Genomic DNA, 19,223 nt, shown 5'->3' on the forward strand with positions numbered 1-19,223 from the left:
GACAAAATGCAAGAAATGTCCTTTTGTGGTGCCTGACACCTTGTATACTGTTATTTATTATGTGGATGGCGGAAGCAATCCAATGTGTGGTCGTTGATCATGCCGACTGCCTGCATGTAGGAGTAGCAGATGGTGCTTCCGACAAATTTGAAGCCGTCTTTTTTTAGCTGTTTACTCATCTTTTCGCTGATTTCGTTTGTAACCGGTACCTCTTCCTTCGTTTTCCACTCATTCACAATCGGCTTGTGATTGACGAAGCTCCATATATATTCGGAAAATGAACCATGCTGCTCTTGAATCTTCAGGAATGCTTTTGCATTCGTGACGACACTTTGAATTTTCAGCTTATTTCGGACAATTCCTTTATCTTCCCTTAACGCTTCCAATTTTTCCTCGCTAAAATGGACAATTTTTTCCGCATCAAAATTAGCAAAGGCTTTTCGGTAATTTTCCCTTTTTTGTAAGATCGTCCACCAGCTTAACCCGGCCTGGGCCCCTTCCAGGCACAGCATTTCAAATAATAATCGATCATCATAAACAGGTACTCCCCAATCCTGATCGTGATACTCTATATATAATGGCTCACTTGTTACCCACGCGCATCTTTTCATTCCAGAATGTTCCTTCCATAAAAGATTCCTGTTTCGAACTGTACCTTAATTATTGCCCTGAATCAACTTGGAAGCTCTACAGACTCAGTATTAGTCATTGGTTTTTTATCAGGCTCCGGCAGTAAAAGATTCATGATAAAGGCTGCGACCAAGATTAAGATCGAAATATACAAGGAGAAATTATAATTCCCAGACAAATTATATAAATAACCTGGGACATATGCCCCTAGTGCCGAGCCTACCTGATGACTTAAAGACAGACACCCAACGATAAAGCCAATTGAATAGTTCTTAAAATATTCAGCTGCTAACAGTTGTGTCGGTGCTACCGTTGCAAAGTCAACTAATCCAAATAAGGCTGCGAAGATCAGCAACAATACCGGATTATGAGAATAGACAAGAATCACAATCGATAATGCGCGTGTAATATATAGAAAGACAAGCAGTTTTCGACTGCTCCAGTAATCAATAATCACACCAGATAAAAGAATGCCGATAATATTAAAGGCCGCTAATATACTGACGGCCGCACTTGTAACAGTCGTGGAAAATCCATGATTATGGGACATCGGTATCAAATGGGTATCCATTAGGCCCGTTGTTGTAAAACCACATACGGCAAACGGCAGCATCAGGAACCAAAACTGCCTTTTCCTCAATACTTCCGCTATCGAAAATTTTGCTTCAGGCCTGTCATCCATCGAGGGATTTATTTCCTTCTGCTGTCCTCCAATCGGCTCGAGCCCTTTTTCCTTTGGTTGATTTCGTAAAAAGAACACCACGACCGGAAATACGATGAGGATTAAAAAGATACCTAATAATAAATTCGTCATTCTCCAATCAATATACTGAATTAATAAAAGTGAACCTGGGACAATCAGCATTTGCCCAAATCCAAAACCTGCCTCCAAAATTCCTAATGCCAGCCCACGTTTTTTATTGAACCAATTCATGACAAGTACGGTACCCGCTACATTCGATGCACCGCCAACACCAAGTGAGACAAAAGCATAAAGCACAAATAATTGCCATGGCTGATGAACAAATGTAATGAAAAAGAAACTGACCCCCACTAGTAACGTACTTGCAGAAATAATAAGCCGGGCCCCATATTTATCTACGAGCCTGCCAATTACCGGCTGTGAAATGCCATAAATGACAAAGCTTAAGGCGGAAATGAGTGAGGTGGTTCCTCTATCCATGGAAAGATCCCCCTCCCATGGTCCAACGAAAGCCCCAAAAGCTAAGCGGCCGCCCTGGACTGCAAGAAACGTAAGAAACGTAACAAACACGATCATCCAGGCATAGTGAAATTTCCTTGTTTTCATCGTTACCCCTTTCTATGATGCAATACTCTCTCATATGTGATTATTTAGATAGTTTCCACTCTTTTATTCTATCGTGAAAAAGCAATCACATCAATTTAGCTTTTGTATGATGAAAAAGTAAAATCCACCCAAAAAAGAGATTGAGTGGATTTAAGCAGTCATTATTAATCTTGTTTTGCACTGACATCGCCGATTGACTTTTTTACTTTTGCATAAACCTCTAGGCCATGCAATTTTTGCAGAAGATAATGGATGAATCCAAACATAAGACTGATCATAAAAGCAGAATCTAATGCGCTTTCAATATCAGCTGAAATCGATCCAATCCCTAAAATGAGAAAAAATAAAATGACACTGACGATAATATTAGAAATTCCTAATCCGCTATAGCATTTATATATTTTCAGGTTGCGATCATAGCTCTCTTCTTCTCTTGAATATTTCCAATATAGCAGTGACGACGCTATTTTAACAAAGGTACGTTTCACTTACTTTCCTCCAAATCTAGATGATACGAATCAATAATTAATTATATCGCAAAAACGATCGGATTGCTACCTGCTATAAGCCAGAGCCATCATCCATTCTCTGAATAAGTTTTTCGGCCTGGGAAAATGATAGAGAAGGATGAAAAAAAAATCATTCTACTAATGCGAGGGAAATATGATGAAGCGTAACGTGGTAAAACAATCCGTCTCAATGATTATGGCTGTTCTATTATTTTTGGGAGCAGCCGGCGTGAACGCACCTGTACAGGTTCATGCTCAGCAAAAATCGGAAGCAGTATCAGAAACTGCACTTAAACCAATCATTATTCAGGCCCCTATGCCAATCGAAGGAGAACATTTTGCCCAAAGATTGAAACATGTAAAAGTAGAAAAGTCCGGAAGCTTTATTTTCTGGATTGGAACGCTTGATGACTATCCTGTCATCGTGATGAAAACGGGTAAAGGGATGGAAAACTCTGCTGCTGCGACCGCCATCGCGATTGAACGGTATCATCCCATTGCAATAATCAATCAAGGAACATCAGGCGGGCATGATGCAAGTTTAAACGTGTATGACATTGTGCTAGGAAGAAGAACAACTAACATCGGTTCATTTAAAACGCCGGAGCTGGCAGAAGGTAAAGGAAGTGATCCGATGAAATGGATTCCAATGGATTTATTAGCCTCTGAAGGCAGTGCCGGGGAAGACCCGAACGCAGAGAAAATCCGCTACTTTGACGGGGACCAGAAGCTTCTTGCCGCTGCTAATGCTGTAAAACATAAATACACAAAAGGAAAGGTTGTAGAAGGAACCATCGGCTCGGCTGATACCTGGAATAATGAAATAGACCGTATCAAATGGTTCCATGAAAAATTCGGAACCTCTGTTGAAGAAATGGAAGGTGCCTCTGCTGCCCAAATTGCTGGCTCCTACAATGTACCACTCCTAGTGATCCGAATCCTATCCAATAATAAAGTAAACCAAGGAAAATACAATCCAAATACAGCTGCAGCCAATCAAGAATATGTGTTTGAAGTCGTAAAGCAATATATATCTATGATTAAATAGGTGCAGTGCTGTACGTTAAGGGTGTCAAGCATCATCCACAATCCATCAATGTCCCATGCATGTTACGCATGTGATACGAGATACTGAATTGTGGGGATGCTTGACACCCTTTTTCTAGGTCCCTATCTATACTTTAAGCTTTTTTTAAGCTTTTTATCTTATATTGTTTATCAAAGATCAAAGCAACAAAAAGGAGACAGAATAATGAATTCGAAGCTGTCCATTATATTGGAAAAAACCTTCATCTACCGATGCATGTTACTCATTTTATTGCCTATTTATTTTTTTGCGGACCAGTACACGGATACTAGAGAGACCCTGTTTATTTTCAATCTATTATTGCTTATTCTCTCATCCTTATCTTTTCGCAAAGTTTGGATACAAGCTATACTAAGTGGAGTATTTTCATTACTTGGAGAACCTCGTTTCTCCGTTATGAACCTGCATATGATTACATTTCATTGGATCACCTCGTTTACCCTATCCGCTTTTATCATGACTTTAATTGAAAAATATCTAAACGAGAAGCGGAATACTTTTGACCTTATTACTAGCTTAGCTAAATCACTAGACTCCCGGGATGAATACACGGCCTTTCATTCTCAAAACGTAGCAAATTACGCTAGAAAAATTGCGGAAGAAATGAAGCTTTCCCCAAGGATATGCGAAAACATCTACATGGGTGGTCTTCTCCATGATATAGGTAAAATTGGTATAGCCGAAGTCCTATTAAATAAACCAGCTACATTATCTGAGCAGGAATACAAACTGATTAAACAGCATCCGGAGATCGGCTATAACATGGTCAAGCATATTAAGCGATTTAAAAGTACCGGAATCTTACATATGATCCTACATCACCATGAACGATATGATGGGAAGGGCTATCCAAATGGCTTAAAAGGTGACGATATTCCTTTGGAAGCAAGAATCATGGCGGTTGCGGATGCCTTCGATGCCATGACCTCCAAAAGGGTCTATCGGAATCAATTAGTTTGGGAGGATGTTTTTACCGAACTAAATCAAAATAAAGGATCTCAATTCGATCCTTTAGTCGTAAATGCTTTTTACAATGTATTCACAAAAGAAGGCTCCTCTTTTATGAATAAGCAAGCTAATCCAGATAGGAATCAAACATTATCATTAGTGAATGGTTAATGGAAGCATGGGGACGGTTCTATTGCTTCATATATTTTGGGAAACCATTAGTTGAACTGCGATTCTTCCGATTTGCCTGCCTAGCTTAAGCCCTTCATCGTTGTCTATTTTGAAATGTACACCTGCGTATAGCCTTGAAAGAGCACATTCATCCACCATTCTTTTGAGGTCAGCTGCTTCTCTCGGAAAGAAATGACTCATTATAACCTCTGCACAGCCTGCTACCGTTGCATGTGCGGACGGATAGGATGGAAACTTAGGTGTAAACACGACAGTGGACAGATTTGGATCATATTGATTAGGACGTGCAACATCCCAAAGATATTTGAAATACCATGATATGACTAAAGCATCATTAACAGCTGCATGAAAAAACGCTAACACTCTAGCAGTCATCGGGGAACCCATTCTATATTTTTCTGCTAAACGGAAAAGTAACCTCGTCATCTTTTCCGTTGCTTCCCCTGTCCCCCAATACTGAGCAATGCGTTTTTGTTCGGGCGTTAAGGAGGCTTGAGTTTGTTGAACGAGGGTCAATTCTTCTGTCCAATTAATTTGAGCTGGATGGCGAATGTTCCAAGCAATACGCTGCCGAAAGGGATCAAAAAATTCATGGGTACTTGGCCTATTAATAAAAAACATTGGCCAGTAGGCTGGTGCTGGATTCCCTTTAGGCGGTACCATATCTCCGGGGTAAGGATAGTCTGACCATTTTCTATACCTTGTCGGCATGTCGTTCAACCCCTCACGATTATTCTCTTATTTTTCTATGACTAACTACGTTGGAATATGTCACTGAGAGTGGACATTGACACAAAATTAAATAGGAAAAGCTGACAGGCAGCACTCATGAAGATGCAGCCTGTCAGCTTTATTGTATTTGGAAGCATGAGAACCGACCCTCTGCTTCTTAAATGACTTCCTCATTTTTGTTATTGATTGTTATTTCAATAGTTGGGATAGTTTTGTCTTCTTTTAGTTTTTTTGCTTCTGTGTTTGTTTCTGTGCCGAAGAGCATTTTTTCGTCTTCTTTGATCCATTTAATGAAAGAGGCCATCATGAGAATCATGATAAATACTAATGGCAGTGCTGTTATGATTGTTAGCGTTTGCAAGGCATTTAAGGCTTCGCCATACATTAATACGATTGCAATACCTGTTAATAAAATCCCCCAGAATACACGATACCAGCGAACCGGCTCTTCCCCATTACGTAGATTTTTAGAGGCAACGTCTGCCAATGTATAAGCACCTGAGTTGACTGTTGTAGCAAGGAAAATCGCTGCTACTACTACATATAACACAGTCACAATACCTCCTAATGGCAACGCTTGTAGGGAGGCAAAAATGGCTGCTGGTGCACCTTCTGCATTAAGTGTTTCGATAATCGGTGCAGCACCTGTAATTTCAAAAAACATACTCGTGTTTCCAAATACCGCAAAGGACACCCAGCAGCCGATGGTTCCGCCGACTAATTGACCAAGAATCAGTTCCTTAATACTTCTGCCCTTTGAAATACGGGCCGCAAACATGCCTGTAAACGGTGCATAGGAGAACCACCAGCCCCAATAGAAAATCGTCCATGCTTCACTGAAGCCTGATTTCCCAACCGGGTCTGTGTAAAGGCTCATTCTAAAGAAGTTTTGGAACAGTATTCCCACACTGTCTGTAAAGGTAGCCAGAATAAAGGCTGTTGGTCCAAAAATGATCACGAAGATTGCCAGCGCAAAATATAAATACAAATTCCAATCGCTCAAAAGCTTCAAGCCTTTTTTCAACCCAAAGAATAAACAGATACAGAAAAAGACAGTTAATCCTAATACAATACTTAGGTTTAAACCTGTTGATTTCTCAACACCAAACCACTGATGAATCCCTTCCGCTATTAAAGGGGTTCCTAATGCTAACGACGTTCCAATTCCACCCATTAAGCCAAACATAAAGCATACATCAATCAGTTTTCCTAACCAGCCATCTGCACGGTCTCCAATGATCCCGCGGCAGGCTGTACTCAAGCGAACGGAATTATAGTTTCTTACATATAAAGCGTAGGCAATGGGAATCGACGGTACACAGTAGATTGCCCAGGCGGAAAAACCCCAGTGGAACATTCCATATGTAGAGGCAAACCCTGCCGCTTCCACACTCCCTGACTCTAATCCATACGGCGGTGAATCATAGTAGAAAGCCCATTCAATAATGCCCCAGTACATAATCCCGGAACCAATTCCAGCCGTAAAAATAAGTGCAAGCCAACTAAAGGTTGAAAACTCAGGCTTTTCATTGCCGAATTTGATCTTGCCGTATTTACTAAATGCCAGCCAAAATAAAAACCCAAAGATCCCTAAACAGACCCATAAATAAAAGGAGCCAAAATTACCTGTAATAAAATTTAATACCCCATTTAAAAAGGCTGTCCCTTTTTCAGGATTAATTAAAATGGGCACTGTAATAACAAGAATCAATACTAATGCCATGCTCAGTATCTGCTTATCAATCTTGCTCTCCTTTTTCATTTTATCCCTCCACATAATTTTTCCAATATTCGGAATATTATTTTCAGACTATCACACAACAAAAAAGTATGTGATAGTCTGATGCCTTATATTTTTTCTACTGCCTGCTTCGCAAGTATTTCTTCTAGGTACCTTATCACTTGATCTCCAACCTGCTCCGTTGTGGCCGTCCCGCCCATATCTGTCGTTAAGACAGTTCCGTCCATTAATACCTTTTCAATGGCCTGTAAAATACTTTCACCATAGTTTTCATAGCCGAAAAAGTCCATCATTTGACTCGCTGACCAAACCGCAGCAAGTGGATTGGCAATACCTTGTCCAGCGATATCCGGTGCAGAGCCATGAATCGGCTCGAACATAGATGGGTAGTTTCTTTCAGGATTGATATTCGCACCCGCCGCCAGGCCGATTCCACCTGCAATGGCCGCACCTAAATCGGTTAAAATGTCACCGAATAAATTCGAAGTGACAACCACTTCAAATCGCTTTGGATCCTTAATCATTAGCATAGCTGCTGCATCAACAAGATAGGATGCTGTCTTCACGTCCGGATATTCGCTGCTAATTTCTTCAAACACCTGATCCCAGAAAACCATCGAATAATTCAAGGCATTTCCTTTACTGATGCTTGTCAGCGTTTTGCCTTCTTTACGGGCTGTTTCGAAGGCATAGCGGATGATACGTTCCGTTCCTTTGCGGGAAAAGACGCCATTTTGCAAAACAACCTCATTCTCCTTACCCTTGAACAGCCAATCCCCTGCTCCTGCATATTCGCCTTCACTATTTTCACGGATAAACAGCATGTTAACATCCTCGCGCTTCGTATCCTTTAACGGACATGGTGCTGCTTCCAATAATGTGATTGGTCTGATATTGACATACTGGTCAAAGCCCTTCCGAATCTTTAATAATAAATCCCATAACGAGATATGATCAGGTACACCCGGATAGCCGACTGCCCCAAGGTATATGGCATCAAATTCCTTTAGCTTGTCCATTCCATCGTCATCCATCATGACGCCATGCTTTGTGTAATATTCGCAGCCCCATGGGAATTCAGTAAATTCAAATTGAAAGCCTGCATCTTTTTCTGCTACTTTATTAAGAATCTTAATTCCTTCCTGAATGACTTCGGGTCCAATTCCGTCACCGGGAATGCTGGCAATTTTAAATGTTTTCATCGCTTGTCTCCTTATTCCTGTTGATTAAAGCTTACAGATTTTGATTCCAAACAATTAATTTCATTTCTGTCATTTCTTCAATGGCATACTTTATGCCTTCTCTTCCTGTTCCGCTCTCTTTTACGCCGCCATATGGCATATGATCCACTCGGAATGTTGGAATGTCATTGATTAGGACGGCTCCGACCTCCAATTGATTCGCTGCAGTTAATGCCTGATTAATATTTTCAGTGTAAATGCCAGCCTGCAAGCCGTAGCGTGAATCGTTAACATACTCGATCGCTTCTTCAACTGAACTCACTTTGTTTACAATTACAATTGGGGCGAACACTTCCTGGCACGAAACCTTTAAGGTTGGATGTACATTCGTTAGAATCGTTGGCTGTAAAATCCCATCCTCTGTCTGCCCGCCGGCTAATACAACGGCCCCCTGTTGCTTTGCTTCCTGAATCCAGCTCACAGCACGTTCTGTTTCATTTTTCGAAATAAGTGCTGAAATATGTGTTTCTGGGTCAAGCGGGTCGCCTATTTTTAACTGTTTTGTTGCGGTAACTAATTTCCCTACTAATTCCTCATAAACATCTTCATGTGCATAAATGCGCTGCAGGGAAATGCATACTTGTCCCTGATTTGAAAACGCCCCCATTACACATCTATCTACTATTCTATCAATCTCGATATTTTTATCAACAATTACCGCTGCATTCGAGCCTAACTCCAATGTTGTTTTCTTTAGACCGGCTTTATTTCGAATTCCAATCCCAACGGCAGGGCTTCCTGTAAAGGTAATCATCTGTACTCGGTCATCATGAATTAACGCTTCACCTACGACGCTGCCGGAGCCTGTCACGACATTCAGAACACCGTCAGGCAATCCCGCCTCCTGAAAAAGCTCCGCAATAAAAAGTGCAGACAAAGGCGTTTGCGATGCCGGTTTTAATACAACTGAATTCCCTGATGCAATCGCAGGCCCTACCTTATGGGCCACCAAATTCAGCGGAAAATTAAACGGTGTTATCGCTCCAATGACACCTATTGGTTTTCGGACCGTGTAGCCGATTCTACCAACACCGCCTGGTGAAGCATCAAATGGGATCGTTTCCCCGTGAATCCGCTTTGCTTCCTCGGCAGCGAATTTATAGGTTTCAATCGTTCGGGAAACCTCTGCTTTCGCAAACGTTAACGGTTTCGCACACTCTAATGCTAGAATTCTCGCAGCCTCATCTGCTCTTTCCGTTAATAAAGCTACGACTCTTTCTAAAATGGCTGCACGCTCAAACGCAGGCATACCGGCAATCTTTGGATAAGCCTTGTCCGCAACCGAGATGGCTTCTTTTACTAGTTTCTCATCAGCCATGGCTATTTCAGCAATTTTTTCTCCGGAATACGGTGACAATAAATCTGTATATCTATCAGCCTCAACCTTTTTTCCATCGATGAATAGATATTTTTTCAATCGTAATGTGTCTTGTACGTTATTTATCATTTTCCTAATGCCTCCAGTACCATATCGTGGAATTGAACAATCGCCTTTTCTGATTGAGAATACACCCCTTTATTGAAGGCACGTGAGCGGAAGCCTACCTGCTCCAATTCCACCAGCTCCACATCCTCCTGGCGAACCTGTTCCGCAAATGCCACTAAATCCTTTTCTTCCTGTGTTAAGTTTTCATCTCTGAAATAATAAGTATAAACTCCTAAGGTTGTTTCATGATCAATTGGAATCATTTGAATGGTTGCGATATTCCCTGGTCCAGGATAAATAGTCATCATTAAATTCGGCCATAACCAGAAGAACTCCCCGCCCTGCATTTCAGCTTCATTCAAATCAGTGGTTCCCATTTGTTTATCAGGCTTCACAACCGTTCCTTGTACAGAATAATTTTCACAGGTAATAATTTGATAGTTTTTCATATCAAGAGTTGAAACAAATGATGGGTGTGCCACATAACAATGGTCGCATTCTAAATAGTTATCAATAAAGGCCTTCCAGTTTGCCTTAATAATCCTTGTTTTAGAATTAATTCGTTTTAATTCACCTAAAAATGGATATTTATCGAGTCTGCTAGCGAAATCGCCATAGGATTCATTCAGCGGTTTAGCATCATCGTCCAGGTTAACAAAAATAAAGGATTGCATGACTTCCATCCTTACCCCTCTTAAACAGCGATCACTAATACATGAGGCATCCTCACCACTGAAGTTAGGGGCTTTGTTTAGCTGACCGTCTAAGTGGAAGGTCCAGCCATGGTATCCGCATTGAAGAATTTTCTTTTGCCCTGATTCCTTTTTTTCCAGCTTCGTCGCTCGGTGCGGACAGACATTATAGAAGGCACGGATTTCTCCATCCATTCCACGGGTAACGATAATCGGTTCACCTGCTACTTCCGTTGTGAAGAATTGTCCTTCCTTTTCTACCTGGCTTACATGCCCAACCAGCTGCCATGATTTTGAAAAAATTAATTCCTGCTCTAATTCAAATACCTTTGGATCTGTGTAAAGATCATATGTCATCGTTCTTTCAAATGTTTTACTCGCTTTATTTTGAACTGGATTGTAAGTCATGGTTTTTCCTCCTTATATTGGGTTCATTTATTTTTTTGGCTTTTTTAAAATGGTTGTTGATTTCCGTTCAAGAAACTTCGCGCACCTTAGGGCGACCGCCGAGCCTCCTCGACACTTCGTGTCTCCGGGGTCTCGACTGTCTCGCTTCTCCCGCAGGACATTGAATTGCTTCCCTGAATCCGCCCACGCACGAGAAAATTCGATAGAATTTTCGAGGAGTCTTCGTGCCTTCCACTTCAATCAACAAGCGAACAAAAAACAAACTTGTTCTAAAATCAATACTCAAATAAAACGGTTTCATTAATCACATTTGTCTGCTACATTATTCTTATTACCACCATCTTTATGTTGTAAATTATGTTCTTGTCTTTTATTAATGCAAGTAGCGTGCCAATTAGTAAAATCCTTATAAAATAGCTAAAAACCCTAGTAAATAGGCGTATTCTATTTTTAATTTTCATATTATTATAAATTTACAGAGTTTTATTCGAGTTGATTGTAACTCAAACTGAGTCCAATTCAACTCACCTAATTCACTCTAGAAATGATAAACAGGAGGCACAGGCATGAGTCAGTACACAAATATACCAATGGACATCGAAATAAATGGACATGTGCTAAAAGATATCTTGGATTACTCGTCTGATGAAATATTCGTTCTCGATGGAGAAAAGCGGATTGTTTATGTGAATCGTGTATGTGAGAAGCACTACGGTTTAAAGCCCCAGGAGGTTATCGGGAAGTATAATACAGAATTATTGGATAGGGGGCTTTGGAAGCCCTCCATTGTTCCATTAGTGTTTCAAGAGAAGAAGCCAGTGACGATGCGGCAGAAAACCTATATTGGAGCTGAACTCCTAACAACCGCTGTACCAATACTGAATGATGAAAATGAAATTGAGCTGATTGTGACGACCTCACAGGAGCTGCAAACGTTTATGAGTATGAAGAATGATAAAGAAAAGCCAGCAGCAGCGGAGGATTTTCCAACCATTATTACCAACTCAGCTAAGATGAAAGAGCTTTTAAAGGTCTGCGAGAAAATTGCTAGGTTTGATTCTACCGTACTAATTCAAGGTGAATCTGGTACTGGAAAAAGCGTTCTGGCTGGCTATATTCACGAGATTAGTAACCGTAAAGAGAAAACGTTCTTAAAAATAAATTGTGCCGCACTTCCGGAGGAGCTCCTCGAATCAGAGCTTTTCGGTTATGTAGAGGGTTCTTTTACAGGTGCAAAAAAGAAGGGAAAAATCGGTTTGATTGAAGCAGCGAATCATGGAACACTTTTTCTTGATGAAATTGGCGAAATGCCGCTATCCTTACAAGCAAAGCTGCTGCAGGTCATACAGGACAAGCAGTTTATTCCCATCGGCGGACACCAAACCAAAACAGTTGATATCCGTATTATTGCTGCAACGAACCGTGATTTGGAGGATATGGTGAGGCAGGGACAATTTAGAGAGGACTTATTTTATCGCTTGAATATTATTGATTTACACATCCCTTCCCTTCGCGAACGCAAGGAAGACATTATTCCGTTAGCCTATAACTTTCTCCATAAAATTAATAAGAAATATAATATGAATAAGTTGATTTCACAGGAATGCCTTGACCTTTTTAACCAATATTCGTGGCCGGGCAACATTCGTCAGCTGGAAAATCTCATGGAAAGGCTGATTGTCACAAGTGACTCTATCATACAAATACAAGATTTGCCTGAAATGATCGTTGAAAAAGTAAAATCCCAAATTCGTACAGAATTACCGCTCCATCTTGACGACGCACTCGATGAAGTAAAACGTTCCTTTGTAAGAAAATCCTACTCACTACACCAAAGCACAAGAAAAGTCGCCAAGGATTTAAACATAAGCCAAACAAGGGCTGTAAAACTGATAAACGAGTATTGTAAGGATTTAATGAACGAATAACAGCCTAGGCTGTCCTAAAAGCAAAGATATCAGGCCCCCTAGCCTCTAATATCACTTTGCTTACATTCACACACTACTGGACAGCCTCTCTTCATTAAGCGGCGCTTACGCAGTTCACATTTTCTCAAACTCTAATCCCTTATTCTTTAGTACCTCTTGTATGACCCGTAAGGAGGATAATGCACGAGGATAACCTACGTAGGCGGTGCATTGAATAATGATTTCTACGATTTCATTTGGTGTTAATCCGACGTGTAATGCCGTATAAGTATGGGCATGCAGTTGTTCATAGGAGCCTTGTGTGATAAGCGAGGTTAACGTCACAATGGCTCTCTCCTTTTTTTCGAGACCTGGACGTGCATAAATATCAGAATATCCTGAAACAACTAAATCGGCCATATCAGGATGAAGCTGCTGAAGCTGTTCAATGATGTCTGAGCCGCTTGGCCCCATCATTTCCAACATCGTTTCACGCCCGCGATCATAACGCTCATTCTTCTTTTTATCAGTCATTCAAACACTCCTGTCTTTAGCCGCGCTTCATTGTCGGGGGTATTTCATCTGGGTCAACCATGACTTCCACAACAGTTGGTCCATCATTGCCGAGAGCGAAATCCATTGCAGAATGAATGTCTTCAATTGTATAACAACGGAATCCATTTGCCCCAAGAGATTGTCCAAATAGTGCTCCATTCACGGGAACTTCATAAGCGGTCCCCACTTCTTTCCCTAAATGCGCGGACATTCCTTTATTTACCATATCCAATCTTCCGTTATTTAACACAACAAAGATTACAGGTAAATGATAATTGACAGCTGTAGATATTTCGGTGCCGTGCATGAGCAGACAACCATCCCCTGTTAAACACACAATAGGAAGGTCTGGACGAGCTGCCTTGGCTCCAATTGCATACCCAATTCCATGTCCCATTGCACCAAAATAACTATCAAAAATAAAACCCCCAGGCTGATAGATTTCCAGGTCACGGATTGCAAAAAACGTATGACTGCCGCAATCACTGATAACCAATGATTCTTTTGGAATTCTTTCTTGAATCGTTTTAATCGTCAGTCCTGCTGATAGAGCAGGTTTTTCGTAGTAGTGATTACGATTAGGCTGCAGCTTCTTGATAGGTGAAGCTTTCTTCATAAACCGTCCAGCTGTTAATTCTACTATTTTTTTAGTATTTGTTCTTAAATCTCCTAATACAGGGATGGTCGGAACTGGAATCGATTTCCCAATAAAGGTTATATCCAAGTCAAAATGGATGATTTTTTCCGGATACATATCGTCGGTCATCCCCGCAAGGCTCATGTCGGATAACCGCGTTCCCATGACAACCATAACATCCACACCCTGCTTCAAATAGAGATCAGCCTCATCTGTTCCCCCTAGACCGAAACCTCCCAGAGACAATGGATGCGTCGTCCTAAATGTGCCTTTTCCACTCGGAGTCGTCATAGCAGGGATATTCCAATGCTCCGCAAACTTCTGTACTTCTTCATAAGCACGGGAGGAGTGAACACCTTTTCCAAGAAACAACACAGGGCTTTTTGCTTGATCTAAAGCTTTTATCACTTCATCTAAATTAGAGGCAATCATCGGCTGTACATGATAAGGGTGGGGAATATCAAAATGCTCTATTTCTTCCATCAGTACATCTGACGGGATATGTAAATGTACCGGCCCCTTTATTCCTGTAAAAGCTTGTTCAATTGCATGACGCAGAAATAGTGGAAACAAATCGCCGCGTTCCACCGAGCGGCTGAATTTCGTTATAGGCTCAAATAAACGAACAATATTCGTTCCAAAGCTTGAAGCATCCTGCCCAAGTGCTTTTCCTGTGTCACGGACAGATGGATGGCCTGTAATAAATAATACCGGTGCATGCGAAGCCTTTGCCTGAGCAGCAGAGGTAATCATATTTGTCCCACCTGGTCCGGATGTTCCAAGTGCCACTCCTAACGTATGGGAAGCAAGGGCAAAGCCGGTTGCTTCAAAACCGGCTCCTCCTTCAAATTTACTTAATACATACTGAATTCCTTGCCGATCCATCTCTGCAATCAAAGGAGTAACAGCTTTTCCAGGAACCCCGAATACATGGGATACCCCTAATCTTTTCAAGTGTGTAGAAAGCAAGGATGCCACTGTCGCAGCCTTTGTTTTCTCCTTGTGTAATCCGTCCAAATGATACGTCATCTTAGAGGTCATCCCCATTACTCTACCTGCCTTTTGTTTAATTAGATTATCTTTGCTTTAATCCTTTGTAAAAATTCACGTTCAAATTTCTCGGCAGAAAGGGGTTTACTAAATAAATATCCCTGGACTTCGTCACAATTTTTTTCAACTAAAAATTCGAGCTGTTCCTTTGATTCTACCCCTTCAGCAATAACTCCGATCCCTAAATTCCGCGCCATCACAATAATGGTTTCTACGATGCTGGCATCACTCGAGCTTATTGTTATATCCTGAACAAATGAACGGTCGATTTTTAAACGATGAATGGAAAAACGTTTTAAATAGCTCAATGAGCTGTATCCCGTACCAAAATCATCGATTGAAATTTGCACACCCAAATCACATAACTCTTTTAAAACTTGAATAGAGTGATTCACGTCCATCATCATGCTCTCAGTAATTTCTATATCAAGATATTTCGGTTCAAGTCCCGTTTCCTTTAAAATTTGTCTAATATCATCTACTATTCGACCTTGAGCAAACTGCTTGCCTGATAAATTAACGGAGACCTTTACAGGTGGATACCCAGCATCCTGCCAACGTTTATTCTGATAACAGGCCTCCCTGATAACCCATTCTCCTAAAGGGATGATGATGCCTGTTTCTTCGCTTATGGGAATAAATTCATCTGGCGATACGATACCAAGCTGTGGATGCTGCCACCTTACTAATGCCTCCATCCCGAGGAGCTGTCCTGTCTTCGCATCTACTTGAGGCTGATAGGCCAAAAACAATTCTTTATTCTCAACCGCTTTCCGCAAAGCATTTTCCATGAACAGCCTCTTATGAGAATTTGCATACATTGTTGGTGTATAAATTTGATAATTGTTTCCACCATTTGCCTTTGCTTGATACATTGCACTATCTGCACAAATCAGTAAGCTTTCAAGATGTTTACCATTATCCGGGTAAACAGCGACTCCTAGACTTGCTGATATGTGTAAATCAAACCCGCTTACCATAAATGGTCTTTCAAAGTTCGATAAGATAGCCTGTGCGTCGGTCTGTATCGATTCATATGTGTCCCGTCCAGGCAAAATAAAAATAAACTCATCTCCACCCATACGGGCAACAAAATCACAATCGGATCCTACACATTCCTTTAAACGATCTGATACCTGCTGTAAGAGGTGGTCCCCCTCACTATGTCCGAAGGTATCATTTACATGTTTAAAACGGTCAAGATCTATAAATACAATCGCTAATTTTTTACGGGAATCCGCTGCATTTTCAATCTCATTTGTCATTCTCTTTTTAAATAATCGACGGTTCGCCAAACCGGTTAATTCGTCATGATTAGCCAAATAACGAATTTTTTGTTCTGATTCAAATCGATCTGTAATATCGCGAAACTGCCCTAAAGCACCGATCAATATCCCCTTTTGATCATAGATAGGCAAAGCATCAAAAAGGCAGACAATAGTATTACCTGATTCTGCATCCATAAAGCTTAACTGGATATCTTCAAATTTCTTTTCTTCTTTTAACACTTGATCGATGAAGCTGTTAATACTAGTTAGACAGCTTACTGACTTCCCAATAACAGACTCTTTGCCGTTTTTTAGGATTTTTTCTGCGTATAGATTAAATTCAAGGATGATGCCGTTTCTATCTGTTGCGACAATTCCATTACGGGTTGTATTAATAAGAATGTGATTGAGTACATTTAATCTGCTATTCTGTTTTCGCAGCTGTAATTCACGTTCAATCGAATCTACCATCGTAATGAGCATGGCTAAGAAAAAAGGATGTTCATACTCGATAGAAGTCATGATTGAAATGGTACCGAGGAGTTTATCCTGCTCTTGATAAGAAAATGGTACAGAATAGCATACTGCCTGATGAAAATAGTGATGATAATGTTCATCGCCGATTAATTCAAAGGGCATTCGATATTTTAACGCCAGATTAACGACATTTGTTCCCGACATTTCCTCCATAAATTGTATTCCAACTCGAAAGCCGGCTTTATCCATAACATTCCTTATTAATTGGTCCCCTGCTATTTGCAAAATGACGCCTTCCTCATTGCTGACAGAGATTAATAAAGGAATTCCCTTATCCTTGATAGAGTTTAGAAACCGATCCATAAAAAAGCCTGCTACTGATAAAATTTCCTCATAGCTCTTCAGCTTTTCCTTAATCTCATTTTCAGGAATACATTTGGACTGAGGAATCACTGTTGGGTCAAGGCCGGACTGCTTACAGAACTGTTTAGATGCATGAACAATTGATGTTTTATCCACAATTTGAAGCATTCTATCCATCCTTCTCTACTAAATTACCAAAAAGATTATCATACATTTCGTTAAAATACGACATTTTTCGCCAGTCATCCATACTATTATTTTACAATAACAGATTCCATGAACATACAGGAAAAAACAGGGACGTATAATATGATGAAGTATATCATTAATACAAGGAAATAGACTATCTTCCTTAAAAGATAGTCTAATCATTAAATAGAAGTAAATGAACTGCAAATAGACCTTAACGTATGAAGCCTGGCAGTGAAAATGAACAACTCATTGGAATTTTGATCAATATAATCTCCGATAATGTGGATTGCTTTTCTAAAGCGATTGACTAATAGACCAGTGTACTTTTGATCGTACATGAACTTATTTATTCTAGTAAGTTCGTCTGCAATGATTGTCAAATGAAATTCGTCAACAAGCAACTTCAACCGGTACAATTTATCCGGATCTGAAAGATAGCTGTTGTTTTGCTGATAACTTCTCTGGACAAATTGGATAAACCCTCTAATATTTTCCGCCAACAGGTTTGCCTTTTCTCGGTCGAAATCCACTTTCCACCACCTCATTAGAATTGTATGACTGACAACATGAAAAATGCATAGTGGGCGAACGAGTGACAGACTATATAAAAATACCAAACACCTTTTTTGGCAGCACCTATGATTCATTTTCCAAAAACTTGGTACAATAACAGTAAATGGTTGTAAAAGGATGATCGCTATAATGAACTTACCTACTAAATTTGATTTTCACACACATCATGAAAGGTGCGGGCATGCACAAGGGACCATTCGGGATTATATTGAGGCTGCTATCGATTGCGGACTTTCCATGATTGGTATTGCTGATCATTCCCCCTATTTTGGCCGTGAGGAAGATCACCCATACCCACATATCACAATGGCAAAAAGTGAATTTCCTCATTACATAGCAGAAGTACGGCAGCTAAAAAAGGAGTATGAGGGCAAAATTGATGTCTTGCTGGGAATTGAAGCTGATTTTTTCCCAGAAAGCGTCAATCACTATCGCCGCTGCTTTGAACCCTATCCTTTTGATTATATTATAGGATCTGTCCATTACGTGGATGGGGAAAGCATTTTTCATAAAACCCGTTGGGAGGGGCTTTCAGAAGCTCAAAGGGTAAAAACAAAGGAAGCCTACTATGAGCTGATTGAAAGCTCTGCGAGGAGTGGGATGTATGATATTCTTGGTCATATTGATGCGATGAAGAGTTTTTATCCTGCCTTCTCCTCCATCCAAACAGCTGCCGTTGAAAAAACCTTGAAGATAATTGCAGAGCAGGATGTTGCCATTGAAGTCAATACCTCGGGTAAAACGAAGGATGTGGGCGGCTGGTATCCTTCCGATGATATTCTTGAATTGGCCCATCATTACGAAGTAAAAGTAACGTTCGGTTCAGATGCCCATACTCCAGAAAGAGTCGGCGATGACTTCGAACTGGTTAGAAAAAAACTAAAAGAAATCGGCTATAAAGAATGGTCTTATTTTAAAGAACGGAAAAGATTTTCTGTTTCATTATAAAGTGTAATGATTCTTTATATGAAGCTATATTAAAAAAGACGATAGCATGTACCCTATCACCAAAAAACTTTATGGCGTTTGGAAAACAAGCGATTCCTATTATATATAACGTTTGTTTAGGTGGACGATTGGTATTTCTATTTCTTCGGACCTATTATTGGTTTTTCGGCTCTTCCATGTCCGAAGTTTGTTCGGCTTCAGACTCGATCCTGCTTTTTCCGCCTTCCCTTGTCCGAAGTTTGCCCGGCTTCAGACTCATTTTTGCTTTTTCCGCCTTTCCTTGTCCGAAGTTTGCCCGGCTTCAGACTCATTTTTGCTTTTTTCGCCTTTCCTTGTTC

At 40.5% G+C, this 19,223-nt stretch carries 16 protein-coding genes; 4 read left to right on the plus strand and 12 right to left on the minus strand.

All coding sequences use genetic code 11. The features are described from left to right. Window positions 1-50 precede the first annotated feature (50 nt). From ACHUFV_RS17670 to ACHUFV_RS17680, 3 genes are all read right to left on the minus strand, one after another. Complete coding sequence (locus tag ACHUFV_RS17670) at window positions 51-611, minus strand: DNA-3-methyladenine glycosylase I (RefSeq protein ID WP_394236431.1); 561 nt, start codon at window positions 609-611, stop codon at window positions 51-53. Window positions 612-673: 62 nt separating this feature from the next. Further along, window positions 674-1,939: an MFS transporter gene (locus ACHUFV_RS17675; RefSeq protein WP_394236433.1), complete on the minus strand. Its 1,266-nt coding sequence runs from the start codon at window positions 1,937-1,939 to the stop codon at window positions 674-676. A 164-nt stretch (window positions 1,940-2,103) separates the two neighbouring features. Then, window positions 2,104-2,427, minus strand: coding sequence for a hypothetical protein (locus ACHUFV_RS17680; protein WP_394236435.1), 324 nt, complete (start codon window positions 2,425-2,427; stop codon window positions 2,104-2,106). Window positions 2,428-2,605: 178 nt separating this feature from the next. Between ACHUFV_RS17680 and ACHUFV_RS17685 the strand changes: the two genes are divergently transcribed. Both ACHUFV_RS17685 and ACHUFV_RS17690 read left to right on the plus strand, forming a co-directional pair. After that, a complete protein-coding gene (locus tag ACHUFV_RS17685) occupies window positions 2,606-3,496 on the plus strand; it encodes a 5'-methylthioadenosine/S-adenosylhomocysteine nucleosidase (protein ID WP_394236437.1) in 891 nt (296 codons plus the stop codon). A 204-nt stretch (window positions 3,497-3,700) separates the two neighbouring features. Further along, entirely contained in the window at window positions 3,701-4,654 is a 954-nt protein-coding gene (locus tag ACHUFV_RS17690) for an HD-GYP domain-containing protein (RefSeq protein ID WP_394236439.1), read from the plus strand. A 27-nt stretch (window positions 4,655-4,681) separates the two neighbouring features. Here the strand turns inward: ACHUFV_RS17690 and ACHUFV_RS17695 are convergent, their stop codons facing one another. From ACHUFV_RS17695 to ACHUFV_RS17715, 5 genes are all read right to left on the minus strand, one after another. Next, window positions 4,682-5,386, minus strand: a complete 705-nt coding sequence (locus ACHUFV_RS17695; protein ID WP_394236441.1) for a vanadium-dependent haloperoxidase — start codon at window positions 5,384-5,386, stop codon at window positions 4,682-4,684. 178 nt (window positions 5,387-5,564) lie between these two features. Continuing rightward, window positions 5,565-7,169: a BCCT family transporter gene (locus tag ACHUFV_RS17700; protein WP_394236442.1), complete on the minus strand. Its 1,605-nt coding sequence runs from the start codon at window positions 7,167-7,169 to the stop codon at window positions 5,565-5,567. Window positions 7,170-7,255: 86 nt separating this feature from the next. Beyond that, a complete protein-coding gene (locus ACHUFV_RS17705) occupies window positions 7,256-8,350 on the minus strand; it encodes a tartrate dehydrogenase (protein ID WP_394236444.1) in 1,095 nt (364 codons plus the stop codon). 31 nt (window positions 8,351-8,381) lie between these two features. Then, window positions 8,382-9,836 (minus strand): aldehyde dehydrogenase family protein, encoded by a 1,455-nt coding sequence (locus tag ACHUFV_RS17710; RefSeq protein WP_394236446.1) that lies wholly within the window; start codon window positions 9,834-9,836, stop codon window positions 8,382-8,384. Then, complete coding sequence (locus ACHUFV_RS17715; protein WP_394236448.1) at window positions 9,833-10,915, minus strand: aromatic ring-hydroxylating oxygenase subunit alpha; 1,083 nt, start codon at window positions 10,913-10,915, stop codon at window positions 9,833-9,835. The genes ACHUFV_RS17710 and ACHUFV_RS17715 overlap by 4 nt, the downstream gene beginning before the upstream one ends. A 566-nt stretch (window positions 10,916-11,481) precedes the next feature. Between ACHUFV_RS17715 and ACHUFV_RS17720 the strand changes: the two genes are divergently transcribed. Then, the gene (locus ACHUFV_RS17720) at window positions 11,482-12,843 is read left to right on the plus strand and encodes a sigma-54 interaction domain-containing protein (RefSeq protein ID WP_394236450.1); all 1,362 of its coding nucleotides are present in this window, start codon (window positions 11,482-11,484) and stop codon (window positions 12,841-12,843) included. 114 nt (window positions 12,844-12,957) lie between these two features. Here the strand turns inward: ACHUFV_RS17720 and ACHUFV_RS17725 are convergent, their stop codons facing one another. The 4 genes from ACHUFV_RS17725 to ACHUFV_RS17740 form a co-directional block, all read right to left on the minus strand. Beyond that, on the minus strand, window positions 12,958-13,356 hold the full coding sequence (locus tag ACHUFV_RS17725; RefSeq protein WP_394236452.1) for a carboxymuconolactone decarboxylase family protein: 399 nt from the start codon (window positions 13,354-13,356) through the stop codon (window positions 12,958-12,960). Window positions 13,357-13,372: 16 nt separating this feature from the next. After that, on the minus strand, window positions 13,373-15,043 hold the full coding sequence (locus tag ACHUFV_RS17730) for a thiamine pyrophosphate-binding protein (protein ID WP_394236454.1): 1,671 nt from the start codon (window positions 15,041-15,043) through the stop codon (window positions 13,373-13,375). Between the two features lie 41 nt (window positions 15,044-15,084). Then, window positions 15,085-17,349 (minus strand): EAL domain-containing protein, encoded by a 2,265-nt coding sequence (locus tag ACHUFV_RS17735; protein WP_394236456.1) that lies wholly within the window; start codon window positions 17,347-17,349, stop codon window positions 15,085-15,087. Window positions 17,350-17,543: 194 nt separating this feature from the next. Next, window positions 17,544-17,894: a hypothetical protein gene (locus tag ACHUFV_RS17740; RefSeq protein ID WP_394236458.1), complete on the minus strand. Its 351-nt coding sequence runs from the start codon at window positions 17,892-17,894 to the stop codon at window positions 17,544-17,546. Window positions 17,895-18,066: 172 nt separating this feature from the next. Between ACHUFV_RS17740 and ACHUFV_RS17745 the strand changes: the two genes are divergently transcribed. Beyond that, window positions 18,067-18,885 (plus strand): histidinol-phosphatase, encoded by an 819-nt coding sequence (locus tag ACHUFV_RS17745; RefSeq protein WP_394236459.1) that lies wholly within the window; start codon window positions 18,067-18,069, stop codon window positions 18,883-18,885. The last annotated feature ends 338 nt before the right edge of the window (window positions 18,886-19,223 follow it).

The sequence above is a fragment of the Niallia oryzisoli genome (genome assembly GCF_043641075.1).
Taxonomy (GTDB): domain Bacteria; phylum Bacillota; class Bacilli; order Bacillales; family Cytobacillaceae; genus Bacillus_BD; species Bacillus_BD oryzisoli_A.

Excerpts from the sequence above, each read along its gene's own strand:
- ACHUFV_RS17685 (WP_394236437.1), top strand. The coding sequence starts at position 2,606 with ATGAAGCGTAACGTGGTAAAACAATCCGTCTCAATGATTATGGCTGTT.
- ACHUFV_RS17710 (WP_394236446.1), bottom strand. The coding sequence starts at position 9,836 with ATGATAAATAACGTACAAGACACATTACGATTGAAAAAATATCTATTC.
- ACHUFV_RS17670 (WP_394236431.1), bottom strand. The coding sequence starts at position 611 with ATGAAAAGATGCGCGTGGGTAACAAGTGAGCCATTATATATAGAGTAT.
- ACHUFV_RS17705 (WP_394236444.1), bottom strand. The coding sequence starts at position 8,350 with ATGAAAACATTTAAAATTGCCAGCATTCCCGGTGACGGAATTGGACCC.
- ACHUFV_RS17690 (WP_394236439.1), top strand. The coding sequence starts at position 3,701 with ATGAATTCGAAGCTGTCCATTATATTGGAAAAAACCTTCATCTACCGA.
- ACHUFV_RS17695 (WP_394236441.1), bottom strand. The coding sequence starts at position 5,386 with ATGCCGACAAGGTATAGAAAATGGTCAGACTATCCTTACCCCGGAGAT.
- ACHUFV_RS17700 (WP_394236442.1), bottom strand. The coding sequence starts at position 7,169 with ATGAAAAAGGAGAGCAAGATTGATAAGCAGATACTGAGCATGGCATTA.
- ACHUFV_RS17725 (WP_394236452.1), bottom strand. The coding sequence starts at position 13,356 with ATGACTGATAAAAAGAAGAATGAGCGTTATGATCGCGGGCGTGAAACG.
- ACHUFV_RS17735 (WP_394236456.1), bottom strand. The coding sequence starts at position 17,349 with ATGGATAGAATGCTTCAAATTGTGGATAAAACATCAATTGTTCATGCA.
- ACHUFV_RS17715 (WP_394236448.1), bottom strand. The coding sequence starts at position 10,915 with ATGACTTACAATCCAGTTCAAAATAAAGCGAGTAAAACATTTGAAAGA.
- ACHUFV_RS17675 (WP_394236433.1), bottom strand. The coding sequence starts at position 1,939 with ATGAAAACAAGGAAATTTCACTATGCCTGGATGATCGTGTTTGTTACG.
- ACHUFV_RS17745 (WP_394236459.1), top strand. The coding sequence starts at position 18,067 with ATGAACTTACCTACTAAATTTGATTTTCACACACATCATGAAAGGTGC.
- ACHUFV_RS17720 (WP_394236450.1), top strand. The coding sequence starts at position 11,482 with ATGAGTCAGTACACAAATATACCAATGGACATCGAAATAAATGGACAT.
- ACHUFV_RS17730 (WP_394236454.1), bottom strand. The coding sequence starts at position 15,043 with ATGACGTATCATTTGGACGGATTACACAAGGAGAAAACAAAGGCTGCG.